This window comes from Bradyrhizobium sp. sGM-13 (assembly GCF_018398875.1).
In the GTDB taxonomy this organism is placed as follows: Bacteria; Pseudomonadota; Alphaproteobacteria; order Rhizobiales; family Xanthobacteraceae; genus Bradyrhizobium.
Genome location: NZ_JAGWDK010000002.1, coordinates 409,586 through 423,844, shown reverse-complemented (window position 1 = coordinate 423,844; position 14,259 = coordinate 409,586). Strand labels below are relative to the sequence as shown.

Below are 14,259 nucleotides of genomic sequence, written 5' to 3'. Positions count from 1 at the left end.
GTCAGGCTCCCCCTCGATGCGCCGTCCACCAACGGCTCAGATCGGCAGCCGACTCCGTGCAGCCGAACCGCGCGCGCCAGCCGAACTCTTTTGCTAAGCGCGCGACCGATAGCGGTGCCCGGTCGGCCGGACTATGTAGGTCGACCGTTGCCGCCTCGCCGGCACTAGTCAGGCGACAAACAAAGCCTGGATGCAACGCGGCAAGCTCCTGGCCCCATTTCAACGCCGGCCATTCCATGCCGGATGAAATGTTATAGAGCTGATGCTTCGGCTTCGCGGCCTCGATCAGCAATGTCACGGCCTCCGCAACATCCACGGCGTAGATCCAGTCCCTGACGCCCGGACGCGATAGCACGGCCTCATACCCCCCTTGCATCGCGGCGAGAATCTGCGCTTGCGGGCTTGGCGTGTCGCGCACGTCGTTGTTCCGCTCCCAGGGCCCGAACACGGCGCTCAGCCGCACGCTGATGATCTCCTGTTGCCAGAGACCGGCCAGGCGCGCAGCGACCTTCTCGGAAGCGAACTTGGTGATGGCGTAGAGTGAGGTCGGATCGCAGGGAGTCTCTTCATCAAGCAGCACGTTCCGGAATGCGCTCGTACCGTAGGCCGCCGCGGACGACAGATTGATGATGCGTCTGATACCAAAGCGCCGCGCTGCGATCAGGATCGGCGTCTGAGCCAGCAGGTTTACCCGCAGAATGGTCTCGGGATCGCTCGCCTCACGCGCCGGTCCGGCGGTGATCGCAGTCCCCAGAACGATGGCGTCATAACCAGTGGCGATTACCTTTTCCACGGTTTGACTATCCGTGACATCACCCTGGATAGCCGTCAGCCGGTCGCCGTGAGAGGCGAAATCTTTCCTTGCGTCAGGCGGCAAACCCGCGCGGTCGAACAACGTGACTGCATGACCGCGCGCCAGCAGTGCCGCGGCGATATTGAGCCCGACGAAACCGGCGCCGCCGAAGACAAGGATTCTCATCGTTCAATCCGACATTGCGGCGGACGGATCACAGCAGGCTCGCGCCAAAATTCTGCTCGGGATCCATGTCCGGCATCAGGCGCCCGGTCGGTTTCGCGGCCTCGCCCCCCGTGCGTGCGAGGAAACGCCCCGAGCCTGCTTCGACCGAACGCTTGCCATCTGCCACGATCACGCTCCCGCGCGACAGCACGGTGACAGGCCAGCCCCGCAGCTTGCGGCCGGAGAACGGCGTATAGCCCGCCAGATCATGCATTATCGCGTCGCTCAGCGTAACCTCGCGCGCCGGGTCCCAGATCGCGATGTCAGCATCGGCACCGACCGCGATCGAACCCTTGCGCGGATGCAAATTGTAGATCTTTGCCGGCGCGGTCGCGGTCAGTTCGACGAATTTTTCGAGGCCCAATCGGCCCTTCGAAACCATCGCGTCGAACAGCAGCGGCAAGCGGACTTCGAGGCCTGGCAGGCCATTCGCCACTTGCTTGAAATTAGGATTGGGGCCGGCGCGCAATTTACCCGTCTCGTCGAACCGGTACGGCGCGTGATCGGACGAAACGGTCTGGAGATCGCCGAGCGCAAGCGCCTGCCACAGCGCTTCCTGGTCGGCGGCGCGGCGCGGCGGCGGGCTGCACATCCATTTGGCGCCTTCCACGCCGGGCTTGTCGAGATCGTCGGCGGTGAGAAAGAGGTATTGGGGACAGGTCTCCGCGAACACCTTCAGCCCCTGCCCGCGTGCCTCGCGGATCACCCTGGCGCCTTCCGCCGTCGACACGTGAAAGATCATGATCGGCTGGTCGATCAGCGCGGCCATGCCTATCAGCCGGTTGAAGGCCTCGGCTTCCGAGACGCGGGCATGACTGATGGCGTGATATTTTGGATCGGTGTAGCCGCGCGCCAGCAGCCGCTTCACCATCCAGGAAATGATACCGTGGTTCTCGGCATGCGCACAGAGCATCGCGCCGCCCTCGCGCGCCGCGAGCAGAATGTCCAGAAGCGGCTCGTCGTCAATTTTCAGGCGATCATAGGTCATGAAAATCTTGATCGAGCCATGACCCTGCTTGATCAGCGCCGGCAGATCCGCTTCCAGCGTTTCCCTGGTCGGATCGGCGATGATCATGTGGAAGGCGTAGTCGATCACGGCACCCTTTCTCGCGAGCGCATGATACTCCTCCAGCACCTGGGGCAGCTTCATGCCGACGTGCTGGGCCGCGAACGGGATCACGGTGGTGGTGCCGCCGAAGGCCGCCGAGACAGTCGCGCTCTCAAACGTATCGGCATTGACAATGCCGGCGGCCGAAAGCTGCTCGATATGAGCGTGGCTGTCGACACCGCCGGGCAGAACCAGCTTGCCCCGCGCGTCGATCTCCCGCCGTGCTCCGGACAGCCCGCGTCCGATCGCGACGATCGTCTCGCCGGAAATCGCGACGTCGGCCTCGAACACGTCGCTTACGGTCGCGACGCGTCCGCCGCGAATGAGAAGGTCGTAGGCGGGCTCGGTCATGGCAAACTCCACAAGTATTGAGTCCTGAATCCTAAGTCCTGCGTTCACCGGATGAAAGCACAGATCGTGCCGTTACACTCCCTTGCGCTTTCGCAGCAGACAGTGGACCATGCATTGCTGGATGGCATGGTCATTGCTTCCATTGTCGTCTTGTTGCTCGCCGGTCCCGCTAGCTCGACCGACGCGTTATCCCGCGAGGAAAACATGATGTCCCGGCCGCGCATTCTCGTCATCAATCCCAATTCCAACCAGCTCGTTACGCAGGGCCTGGAGCAAGCCTTGAAGCCGCTCGGCTTTGAAGGCGGCCCGGAGATCGTCTGCGAGACGCTGACTGAGGGCCCTTACGGGATCGAGAGCCAGGCCGACGTCGATGGCGTGGCGATCCCGCTGCGCCGCCGCGTCGAAGGTGACAACCAATCGGCCGCCTTCGTCATTGCCTGCTACAGCGATCCGGGTCTGCATGTCTGCCGCGAAGCAACCGATCGGCCCGTGTTCGGCATCGCCGAATGCGGCGTGCTGACGGCGCTCGCGCGCGCTGAAACCTTCGGCGTCATTGCGATCGCACAGCGCTCGATCCGCCGCCACATCCGCTACCTCAGGCAGATGGGCTTGATGGATCGCCTGGCCAGGGAACGGCCACTCAACATGAGCGTGGCAGAGACAGCGTCCGGCGAAGGAACGCTCGCGAAAATGATCGAGGTCGGGCGCGCGCTCAAGGACGAAGATGGATCCGGCGCCATCGTGATGGGCTGTGCCGGCATGGCGCGTCACCGCCGGCCGCTGGAGCAGGCGCTCGGAATTCCCGTGATCGACCCGACCCAGGCGGCCGTGACCATGGCGCTGGGCACCGTGCAGTTTTCGCATCACTGACCTTGGCGGGGCGGTTCGGTCGGCGGAAGGAGATGCCGGACATCTAGTTTTCCGGAGGCGGCACCGCGCCGGTGCGGCTGGTAATCAGGCCGTAATGCTCAATGCGGCGGTGGAGCGCGAAATTGAAGATCGTGTTCTTGGCGAAAATGGTCGCGTCGAGATCGCAGGGGTGAACCAGGAGTTCGTCCTCTTCGGTCTTGGCCTCGACAACGATCTCGCCGTCAGGATCGACAATCAGGCTGCCGCCGATCAAGGGGTGGCCGTCCTCGACGCCAGCCTTCGCAACGCACACGACCCAGGTCGAGTTCTGGTAGGCACCGGCCTGCGCAGAGAGCCGGTTGTGGAACAGCCGCTTCGTCGGCCCCTCCTCGGGCTTCTCGGCATTGACCGAAGGCGTGTTGTAGCCGATCAGCACCATCTCGACACCTTGCAGGCCCATCACGCGATAGGTCTCCGGCCAGCGCCGGTCGTTGCAAACCGCCATGCCGAAAATGCCACCGAGCGCACGCCAGATGTTGAAGCCGAGATCGCCCGGCTCGAAGTAGCGCTTCTCCAGATGCTGGAACGCGCGTTTCGTGTCGAACTCCGAATGACCGGGCAGATGAACCTTGCGGTACTTGCCGACAGTTTTTCCGGACTTGTCGGTGAGAATGCAGGTGTTGAAGTGATGTCCATCCGGCGTCAGTTCGGCATAGCCAAAATTCATCGCGATCTTGTGGTCGGCGGCCCGTTCAAACAAAGGCTTTGTCGCCGCATTCGGCATCTCACGCTCGAACCAAGTATCAACCTCGGCCTGATCCTCCATGTACCAGCGCGGGAAAAACGTGGTGAGCGCGAGTTCCGGATAGACGATCAGGTCGGCGCCCTTCGCCTTGGCTTCATCCATCAGCGCGATCATGCGCTTGACAACGGCTTCGCGACTGTCGGCTTTCTGGATCGGGCCCAACTGGGCGGCGGCAACATTGATGACGCGCATGGATAACTTTCTGGATGCTTCCATTTGGAGCAGCGTTGCACGAAAATGAAGCTGTCTGCGAAGATCGGAGTCCTATCTGGCTCAATCGAGGCCAGCAGTTAAAGTTTTGGTCCACGCGAAGTCAATTCCAGAGACAGTCCGCGTGACGCACATCAGTTCTGTTCCGGCAGCACTTCGAGATGACACGCCACCCATTGGCCGCCTTCGGTCGTCCGAAGCTCCGGCTCTTCCATCCGGCAGCGATCGAACACGAATGGACACCTGGTGTGGAAGCGGCAGCCGCTGGGCGGATTGATCGGGCTCGGCACGTCGCCCTTGAGGATGATGGGGTTGCGAATGGCCCCGGGCTCCGGCACCGGCACGGCTGACAGCAGAGCCTTGGTGTAGGGATGCCTCGGCGCGGTGAAGATTTGCTGTCTTCCCGCCATCTCGACGATCTTGCCCAGATACATGACGGCGACACGGTGCGTCATGTGCTCGACAACAGCCAGATCGTGGCTGATGAAGAGCAGCGCGAGGCCGAACTCCCGCTGAAGATCCTGCAGCAGGTTGACGATTTGCGCTTTGACGGAGACATCGAGCGCCGAGACCGCCTCGTCGCAGACGATCAGTTCGGGTTCCGCAGCAAGCGCGCGGGCGATGCCGATGCGCTGGCGCTGGCCGCCCGAGAATTCGTGCGGCCGGCGGCCCAGCGCATCGCGCGGCAGGCGCACGGTGTCCATCAGCGCCGCAACCTTCGCCTCGAGCTCGGCGGCAGATTTGGCGAGGCCGAAATTGCGGATCGGCTCGGCCAGGATATCGCGGACGCGCATGCGCGGATTGAGGCTGGAGAACGGATCCTGGAACACCACCTGCACACGACGGCGCATGCTGCGCAGTCCTCCGGGCGAAAGGCCATCGATCCGCTGGCCATCCAGCACAACCTGGCCGGAGGTGATGTCGAACAGCCGCAGGATGGCCCGGCCAACCGTCGACTTGCCGCAGCCGGACTCGCCGACGAGAGACAGCGTCTCGCCGCGCTTGACTTCAAAGGACACGCCGTCCACCGCATAAACCCAGTTGGACTTGCGGCTGAACAGGTCGCCGCGGACCGGAAAATGCTTCTTGAGGTCGTTGACCTGGAGCAGCGGAGCGCTCATGCCGCGACCGCCTCCTTGCGCGCGTAATGGCAGGCGGCGATGTGGCCGGGTCCCTTTTCTTCGAGGCCCGGGGCAACCTGCCGACAGAGATCGGTCGCCAGCGAACAGCGCCCGGCGAAGACGCAGCCCTCGATCCGCCCCTTGAGGCTGGGCACTTGGCCGGGGATCTCGGCAAGCCGCTGCGCTGCACCTGATAGCGAGGAGCCGAGCTTAGGCACCGCGCCGAGCAAGCCCTGCGTATAGGGATGACGGGGGGAGCGGAACAGATCGATCACCGACGCCTCTTCAACCTTCCGGCCGGCATACATCACCATGACGCGCTCCGCGATTTCAGCGACGACGCCGAGATCATGGGTGATCAAAACGATCGCCGCGCCGACGCGGCGCTTGAGGTCCAGCATCAGCTGCAGGATCTGCGCCTGGATCGTGACGTCAAGCGCCGTGGTCGGCTCGTCGGCAATCAGCAGTTTGGGATTGCAGGCGAGCGCCATGGCGATCATCACCCGCTGCCGCATGCCGCCGGAGAGCTGATGCGGATATTCGCGCACGCGACGCGCCGGCTCCGGGATGCCAACCAATGTCAGCATCTCGATGGCGCGCGCCTCGGCCGCCTGCTTGTCGAGCCCCCGATGCATCCGCAGGGTCTCGCCGATCTGACGGCCGACCGTCAGCACCGGGTTCAGGCTTGTCATCGGCTCCTGGAAGATCATCGAGATGTCGTTGCCGCGGATGGCGCGCATCTCGCGTTCGGACAGTTGCAGCAGATCCTTGCCCTGGAACCGGATAGAACCTGCGATCTTGCCCGGGGGCTCGGCGATCAGCCGCATCAGCGACATCGAGGTGACCGATTTGCCGCAGCCGGATTCGCCGACGATGGCAAGCGTCTCGCCTTCATCGACATGGAAGGAGACTCCGTCGACCGCTCGATTGATACCCTCGGGCGTTCGAAAATGGGTCTGCAGATTATCGACTTCTAGCAATGCCATAGGATCAGAGACTCTTGGCCATTCGCGGATCGAGCGCATCACGCAGGCCGTCGCCGAGCAAGTTGACGGCGAGCACGGTGACAGACAGAAACGCGGCGGGAAAGAATACGATGTAGGGCTTGACCTGCCACAGCGCCCTGCCCTCGGCCATGATGTTGCCCCAGGACGGAATGGTGGGCGGCGTGCCGGCGCCGATGAAAGAGAGGATCGACTCCACGATCATGGCGCTGGCGCAGATATAGGTTGCCTGGACCAGCATCGGCGCCAGCGTGTTGGGCAGGATGTGCCGCAGGATGATCATTGGCGTTCTCGTGCCGGAGGCCGTGGCAGCGTCCACATAGGGCTGCTCGCGCAGCGACAGCACGACACTGCGCACCAGCCGCGAGACGCGCGGGATTTCAGCAACCGTGATGGCCAGGATGACGTTGCCGACGCTCGCGCGCGTCAGCGCCATCAGCGCGACGGCGAGCAGGATCGGCGGGATCGACATCAGCCCGTCCATGAATCGCATCAGGATGCCGTCCGCCCATCGCACGAAACCCGAGACCAGGCCGATGGCAAGACCGGCGATCGAGGACAGTAGTGCGACCGACAAGCCTACCGTGAGCGAGACCCGCGCCCCGTAAACCACGCGTGAATAGATGTCGCGGCCCAGCACGTCGGTGCCGAACCAAAAATCCGCAGACGGCAAGCGCGTGCGCTTGGCCGGCGCAAGCGCGGTCGGATCGACGGTCCCGAGCCAGGGCGCGAATATCCCGACCAATACGAGGCAGAGCAGCAAGGCGCCGCCAAGCGCAACTGTCGGATGATTGCGCAGGAAGCCGAGGACACCGCGCCGGATTGCCACCGGCACCAGCAGGTCCGGCAGTTGAGGCGCAATGACGAGACCCGGCGGCACCGGTGCCGCGCTTGATGTGGAGATGCTCAATAGCGGATCCTCGGATCGACCAGGGTGTAGGTGACATCGACCATCAAGTTGACGAGCACGTAGAGGAAGCTGAATAGCAGCACGATGCCTTGGATAACCGGGTAATCGCGGCGCAAAATCGCATCGATCGTCAGCCGGCCAAGGCCTGGAATGGCGAACACGCTTTCGGTCACCACCGCGCCGCCGATCAGTAGCGCAATGCCGATGCCGATCACCGTCACGATCGGAACGGCCGCGTTTTTCAGCGCATGAACGAACAGGATGTTGCGCTGGCCGAGGCCTTTGGCGCGGGCGGTGCGGACATAATCCTGCTGCAGCACCTCGAGCATGGAGGCTCGGGTGATGCGCGCGATCAGCGCGATGTAGACGGAGCCTAAGGCCAGGGCGGGAAGAATGAGGTTCTGCAGCCATGGCCAAAGGCCTGCCGCCAACGGCGTGTAGCCCTGCACCGGAAGCCATTCGAACTGCAGCGCAAATACGTAGGCGAGCACGTAGCCGACGACAAAGACGGGGAGCGAGAAGGCGAACACGGCGAACGCCATGATGGTGCGGTCCACCCAGCTTCCCGCCTTCCACGCCGCCACCACGCCGAGCGGCACCGCGACAAGGATAGTCAGGACGAGCGTAAGCGCCATCAGCGAGAACGTCGGCTCGATGCGCTGCGCGATCATCGAGGCGACCGGCAGGTTGGTAAAGATCGAGGTGCCGAGATCGCCATGCAGGATATGCCAGAGCCAGGTCCCGAACTGGACCAGAAACGGCCGGTCAAGGCCGAGGCCCTGGCGTATGCGCTCAACGTCGGCGGGGCTGGCCTGATCGCCCGCGATCACCGCCGCCGGATCGCCCGGCGCGATATAGAGCAGACTGAAGACGAACAGCGCGACGATCCCCATCACGGGCAAGGTCGAGAGAATGCGCCGGAGGATGTATGAGATCATGTGGGTTTACTGTGCCGTCATGCGGTCTTCGACACGCCCCAGAAGAAGGGCAGCGGCCCCTTGGCGATACCGGAGACGTTCTTGCGCCATGCCGTGTAGCTCAGGAAGAAGCCGGTCGGCGCATAGACAACATCCTCGAGCGCCGCTTTGTTGAGGCGCTTGACCGCAACCTTCTCCTCATCGAGATTTTTGGCGTCGAACCATGCCGTGACTTCCTTTTCCACGTCCTCGCTCGTGGGCCAGCCAAACCACGCCTTGTCGCCATTGGCGCGAATGGCGTTATAGGCGGCGGGACTGATGCAGTCCGCGCCGGCGTGCCAGGTGTGAAACATTCCCCAGCCGCCCTGGCCTGGGGGCGTTTTCTGAGCGCGGCGGGAGCCCACCGTGCCCCAATCGGTCGCAACGAAGTCGACATTCATTCCGATTTGCTTCAACAGATCGGCAGTGACATCGCCCTGCGCCTTGGTGATCGGTTGATCCTGCGCCACGACGCAGGTGACCGGCTGGCCTGAATAGCCGCTCTCGGCCAGCAGCTTCTTTGCCATTGCGAGATCGCGCTTGCCCTTCAGTATCTCGCCGCCCTCTTCTGTGTAGAGCGGCGTTTCCGGCGTGAAGAATCCCGGCAGCGGCTTCCAGAGCGCGGTATCGTCGCCGACCAGCGCGCGCATGTAGTCTTCCTGGCTCAACGCCGCGAGCACGGCACGTCGTACCTTCACATTGTTGAAGGGCGGATGCAGGTGGTTCATCCGGAACGAACCGATGTTGCCTAGAGGATCGGCGATATCGACGTTGATGTTGCGGTTCTTCTTGAGCGACGGCACAAGATCGGTGATGGGACTCTCCCACCAATCGACCTCGCCATTCTGAAGTGCTGCCGCCGCCGTCGCAGGATCCGGGATCACCACCCATTCGATACGGTCGACCAGCATCTGCTTGCCGCCGGCGAGCCAGGACGTCTTCTCCTGCCGCGGCGTGTAATCGGCAAACTTCTCGAACACCGCCTTGGCGCCGGGCACCCATTCGCCCTTTGCGAATTTCATCGGGCCCGAGCCGACATATTCGGGGATCTGCTTGAACGGGTCAGTTTGGGCGATGCGCTCCGGCATGACGAACGCGCAGGGCGTGCTGTTCTTGCCCAATGCCAGCAGCATCTTCGGATAAGGCGACTTCAGCGCCCATTTGAAGGTCCGGTCATCGACGGCGGTCAGCTCGTTCTGGATCGCCTTGATCATCAGGCCCATGGGATCGCGCGCCGACCAGCGCGCGAGACTCGCCACCACATCCTTGCTGAGCACCGGCTCGCCATCGTGGAACTTCAATCCCGGCCTGAGCCGAAAGGTCCAGACCAGACCGTCATCGGACACCGCCTCGGACTCGACCATCTGACGCTGCGGCTGCAGCGTGGCGTCGAGGCCATAGAGGGTGTCCCACACCAACGCGGCGGCGTTTCGCACGACGTACTGGGTCCCCCAAATCGGATCGAAGTTCGCGAGGTTGGCCTGCGGGACAAAGCGCAAGGTGCGCGCGGCGGCACCTTGGGAAAGCGCCGGCATCGAAAGGCCGCCCGTCGCCGCCAGGCCGCCTACTCCGGCCAATCCCTTCAACACAGTCCTGCGATCCATGAAGCTCTCCCTGTCTTCGGGTTGTCATGGCGGTTTCGGCCAATTCATTGGCCCAAGGTTCGATGCCGCATGAGGTGAAACAGGCCAGTCAAACCGATGCCAATCAGTCTCCTTTTGCTTGCAAGCGGTATGCCAGCACGGCCTGCTCATCCATCGGTTCTGCCTAACCTTTCGGTCACTCCTTCGGGTGCCACCACCGACCGGCGATGACGACGCCTTCGGACATGATCTTGCGGTCGCCGATCAGGTGCTCGCCGACGACGTCGACATAGTCGAACTGGCCTTGCTGGACCGAGATGAGGGTCGCATCTCCGGCGCTTCCCGGCTTCAGGCTGCCGAGCTCGGGGCGCCGCAGCGCCATCGCCGCATTCACCGTCGAGGCCGCGACCACATCGGGGAGCGGCATGCCCATGCACAGAAACTTGGACATCGTCGTTACCTGATCAAAGGCCGGCCCGTCGATGCACAGGGCATGGACATCTGAGGAAATGGTGTCTGGATAGAAGCCGTTGGCGAGCATCGCGCGGGCCGTCTTGAAGGCGAATGAGCCTTTACCGTGGCCGATGTCGAACAACACGCCACGTTCGCGTGCCTCCAGCACCACCCTCTTCACCGTTCCTTGCGCGGTGGCGGGCGTATTGGGAAACGGCCGGAACGCGTGCGTGAGTACGTCGCCCGGACGCAGGCGGGCGAGCACCTCCTCGTAGCTCGGTGGCGGATGGTCGATATGCGCCATCAGAGGCATGCCGACCTCTTCAGCGACCTCGAGCGCGATGTCGAGCGGCACGATTCCCGAGGTGCCCGAGGCGTGGAGCCCGACCCGCACCTTGATGCCGACGATGAGGTCGCGGTTTTGCTCGGCCACCTTGACGGCGTCGATCGGGTTCATCAGGCGCATCTCCTCGCTCTCGCCGACCATGACCCGATGCGAGAAGCCGTAGATGCCGGCGTGGGAGACGTGCAGATAGGCCAGAATGCGGACCTGGCTCGGCTCGATGACGTGCTTGCGGAAGCCTACGAAATTACCGGGACCGGCGCTGCCGGTGTCGACCGCCGTGGTGACGCCGGAGGTGCGGCAGAACTCCTCGGCGTCGATGCCGAGCGAGGTGCCGCCCCAATAGACGTGGGTGTGCAGATCGATCAGACCGGGGGTGACGATGTAACCCGATACGTCGCGCACATCGGTTCTAGGATCGGCCTTGAGCCCGCTTCCGATCATGGCCACCTTGCCGCCAGCGAAGGCGACATCCGTCACGGCATCGAGCTTCTGGGAGGGGTCGATCACCCGGCCGCCGCGCAGGATCAAATCGATAGGCATTGCAATCTCCTGACAGTGCGTGTGCCGACCAGCGGTCAGCCATTGAAGGCCGCCCGGGCTTCCGGCAAGTCCCAGATTTTGCCGATCGCCGCGTTCGCGGCCGACATTATCGAGGTCTCGTCGCCGTGAATGTATCGACCGGCATTTATCAGCACACGCCCATCGACGATCACCTGATCGACGTTGGCGCGGTTGCCGAGCGCGACCAGCCCGCGTCGTGGATCGGACAATGGTTGCAAATGGGGATGGGTCAGGTCGACGACGGTGAGGTCGGCGGTAGCACCCGGCGCGATCGTCCCAAGGTCCGGCCGCTTGATGACCGCCGCCGCGGTTGCCGTGACCGATTCGATCAGCTCTGGTGCATTGGCTACATCGGCGCGAGCGGAAGCAATCTTGGAGATCATCGACGCCGCGTTGAGTTCGCCGAGGAGGTCCATGTTGTAGCCGTCGGTTCCGACCACCGTCCGGACACCGTGCTCCGCGAAACGGCCGAACGCCGCGGTAACGCCTGAGCGCGCAAACACGCGCGGGCAGTTCAGCACCGTGGCGCCCCTCGCCGCCATCAGCTTCAAATCGCCATCGGTGCTTGCGATGCAGTGCGCGGCCAGAAGATCAGGCGCCAGCAGACCAAGCCAGTCGAGATACTCGGCCGGCGTGCGTCCACCGTGACGGCTCCCGATCGTCGCAACTTCGGCCTGGCTTTGCGCGAGATGGGTGGTGATGGGAACATCGAGTTCGCGTGCGCGGGCGGCACACGCCCGCAGCAGATCCGGACCACAGGTGTCGGTTGCGTGCGGGCTCATCGCAAGGCCGATCCGGCGGTCGCCGCGTCCATTCCAGCGATTATATAGCGCGTTCCAGGTGTCCATATCGCCCTGGCCATCCTCGCCCGCGTAATGCACCACGCCATCAGGACCCGCCTTGGCATCCGAGGTCGAAAACAAATACGGCGCACCGTAGAAGCGGATTCCCATTTCCTCGGCGGCGTCGAACATCTCCGGAATAGTGTTGCGGAATGGCTCCATCACAGTGGTGGTGCCGCCCTTCAGCAATTGCAAAATGCCGAGCCGCGCGATGGCGAGCCGCTCCGACGGCGACAACACGTCGGCGCCGCGCTTGGTTAGCGGCAGCAGCACCGTATAGACGATGCTCTGATTGTTCCGGCGACCATTGCCGTCCTCCGTATGCGTCCGGGCGACGGCTTCGCTGAAGCAATGGTTGTGCAGGTTCAGAAGTCCGGGCAGCACGAACCGGCCCGGCCTGTCGAAGACCTCGGTGGCCGACGGTCGGTCGCTCGTGATGGCGGCGATCCGCTTGCCTTCCAGCAACACCCAGTGATCGCGCAGCACCTCCTGCGCGCCATCCCTGCGCGACAACACATAGCTGCCAAAAATGGCGATCGTGCTCATGCCGGCTTCACATTCCAGAACACGGCCGTGCCGTCGAGGATGCCGGTAATGTTCGATTGGTACGCGGTCGGTTGCTTGTACTGACCGATCGGGAAGTAGGGAATTTCCTCGAACGACAACGCCTGGATATCGCGGCAGATGCGCTGCTGTTCGGCAAGATTGCCGGCAGCGAGCCACTGGCTCCGTAGTGCCCCCATCTTCTCGCTTTTGTACCAACCAGCCACTTTGCTGTCACCGCGCAGATTCGAATTTCCGGCCGGGTTCAGCCAATCGATGCCTTGCCAGTTGCCGACGCCGGCGCTCCAGCCGCCCTGGGCGACGGGATCCTTTTTCAACTGCCGCTGCAGCACCACGCCGAAATCCAGTCCGGCATATTCGACGTTCATGCCGGCCTGCTGCAGCATGTCGGCTGCGATGTCGCCGAGCGGCTTTTGTGCAACGGAATTGGTGGCACCAACAGCACCACCTTCTCACCATTGTAACCGGCGGCCTTCAGATCGGCCTTGACCTTGGCCATGTCGCGCGGCCCGCGGAACACATTGAGGCCTACATCGCTCGCCATCGGTGTACCCGGTGCAAAGAAGCCGATCGGCGAGGATTGATGGGCGGGATCATCGCCCGCAACCGCCGTCATGAAGGCAGACTGGTCGATCGCGCCCAACAGCGCGCGGCGGATGGCGGGATTGTCGAACGGCGGCTGCAGGTGGTTCACACGCAACATGCAGGTGTAACCCCGCGGATCGAGGATCCGCGTGGTGATGCCGCCAGTACGCTTCAGCACCGGCAACAGGTCATGCGGCGTAGTTTCCTGCCAATCCTGCTCGCGCGTTTGCAGGGCAGCCACCCCCGTTGCCGCATCTGGCATCGTCGTCCAGACCACGCGGTCGTAATGAACGATCTTGGGGCCGGCGGTCCAATCGGGTTTGCCGTCCTGACGGGGCAGATAACGATCGAAACGGGCGTACACGTTGCGCGCGCCCTGCACGCGCTGATCCGCCACGAAGCGGAAAGGACCGCTGCCCACGACCTCGGCTAGCGGCTTGAATGGATCCTGGCTCGCCAGCCGCTCCGGCATCATGAACGGCGCCTGGATCGCGGCCTTGCCGAGCGCCGCGGGCAGCAGAGGGAACGGCCTGCTCAGCCGAAAACGTATAGTGCGGTCATCAGGTGCCGACAATTGGTCCGTTGCGGCCATCAGCTCGGCGCCGAACCCGTCGCGGGCCGCCCAGCGGCGAATGCTCGCGACGCAATCGCGCGCCAAGACCCGCTCGCCGTCGTGCCATAGCAGGCCCTCGCGCAACGTCAGGTCCCATTGGCGCTCGTCGTTGGACACGACATGTCCGGACGCCATCTGAGGCGAGACCTCGAGCGCCGAATTCATGCCGTAGAGCGTATCGTAGACCATGAAGCCATGATTTCGGGAGACCTGCGCCGTGGAGTAGATTGGATCGATGAAAGTCAGGTCGATCACCGGAATAAAGCGCAGCGTCGTCTGCGACTGCGCCCGCAGGATTTCCGGCAGCGACAACGCCGGCGCGGCGGCAGCGGCCTTTAACAGTGAACGACGGGAAACGAGCATCGATTACTCCTCGAACG

At 63.4% G+C, this 14,259-nt stretch carries 11 protein-coding genes and 1 pseudogene; 1 reads left to right on the top strand and 11 read right to left on the bottom strand.

Translation table 11 applies throughout. From position 1 onward, the window contains the following. Window position 1 precedes the first annotated feature (1 nt). Complete coding sequence (locus tag KJQ96_RS04400; RefSeq protein ID WP_213285463.1) at window positions 2-979, bottom strand: NAD(P)-dependent oxidoreductase; 978 nt, start codon at window positions 977-979, stop codon at window positions 2-4. Between the two features lie 28 nt (window positions 980-1,007). After that, entirely contained in the window at window positions 1,008-2,477 is a 1,470-nt protein-coding gene (hydA, locus tag KJQ96_RS04395; RefSeq protein WP_213285462.1) for a dihydropyrimidinase, read from the bottom strand. Between the two features lie 207 nt (window positions 2,478-2,684). On the opposite strand from hydA, the gene KJQ96_RS04390 reads away from it, so the two are divergent. Next, entirely contained in the window at window positions 2,685-3,347 is a 663-nt protein-coding gene (locus KJQ96_RS04390) for an aspartate/glutamate racemase family protein (protein WP_213285521.1), read from the top strand. A gap of 43 nt (window positions 3,348-3,390) precedes the next feature. On the opposite strand, the gene KJQ96_RS04385 is transcribed toward KJQ96_RS04390, so the two are convergent. The 9 genes and pseudogenes from KJQ96_RS04385 to KJQ96_RS04345 form a co-directional block, all read right to left on the bottom strand. Further along, window positions 3,391-4,323: an N-carbamoyl-D-amino-acid hydrolase gene (locus tag KJQ96_RS04385; RefSeq protein WP_213285461.1), complete on the bottom strand. Its 933-nt coding sequence runs from the start codon at window positions 4,321-4,323 to the stop codon at window positions 3,391-3,393. A 152-nt stretch (window positions 4,324-4,475) separates the two neighbouring features. Beyond that, a complete protein-coding gene (locus KJQ96_RS04380; RefSeq protein WP_213285460.1) occupies window positions 4,476-5,462 on the bottom strand; it encodes an ABC transporter ATP-binding protein in 987 nt (328 codons plus the stop codon). Further along, complete coding sequence (locus tag KJQ96_RS04375) at window positions 5,459-6,448, bottom strand: ABC transporter ATP-binding protein (protein ID WP_213285459.1); 990 nt, start codon at window positions 6,446-6,448, stop codon at window positions 5,459-5,461. The genes KJQ96_RS04380 and KJQ96_RS04375 overlap by 4 nt, the downstream gene beginning before the upstream one ends. 4 nt (window positions 6,449-6,452) lie before the next feature. Next, entirely contained in the window at window positions 6,453-7,376 is a 924-nt protein-coding gene (locus KJQ96_RS04370; protein ID WP_213285458.1) for an ABC transporter permease, read from the bottom strand. Beyond that, window positions 7,373-8,314: an ABC transporter permease gene (locus KJQ96_RS04365; protein ID WP_213285457.1), complete on the bottom strand. Its 942-nt coding sequence runs from the start codon at window positions 8,312-8,314 to the stop codon at window positions 7,373-7,375. The genes KJQ96_RS04370 and KJQ96_RS04365 overlap by 4 nt, the downstream gene beginning before the upstream one ends. A gap of 17 nt (window positions 8,315-8,331) precedes the next feature. Continuing rightward, a complete protein-coding gene (locus KJQ96_RS04360; RefSeq protein WP_213285456.1) occupies window positions 8,332-9,936 on the bottom strand; it encodes an ABC transporter substrate-binding protein in 1,605 nt (534 codons plus the stop codon). 175 nt (window positions 9,937-10,111) lie between these two features. Beyond that, complete coding sequence (locus KJQ96_RS04355; RefSeq protein ID WP_213285455.1) at window positions 10,112-11,254, bottom strand: amidohydrolase/deacetylase family metallohydrolase; 1,143 nt, start codon at window positions 11,252-11,254, stop codon at window positions 10,112-10,114. A gap of 35 nt (window positions 11,255-11,289) precedes the next feature. After that, a complete protein-coding gene (locus KJQ96_RS04350; RefSeq protein ID WP_213285454.1) occupies window positions 11,290-12,663 on the bottom strand; it encodes an amidohydrolase family protein in 1,374 nt (457 codons plus the stop codon). Next, a pseudogene (locus KJQ96_RS04345) lies at window positions 12,660-14,242 on the bottom strand (ABC transporter substrate-binding protein). Before KJQ96_RS04345 ends, KJQ96_RS04350 begins: the two are co-directional and overlap by 4 nt. Window positions 14,243-14,259: the final 17 nt, after the last annotated feature.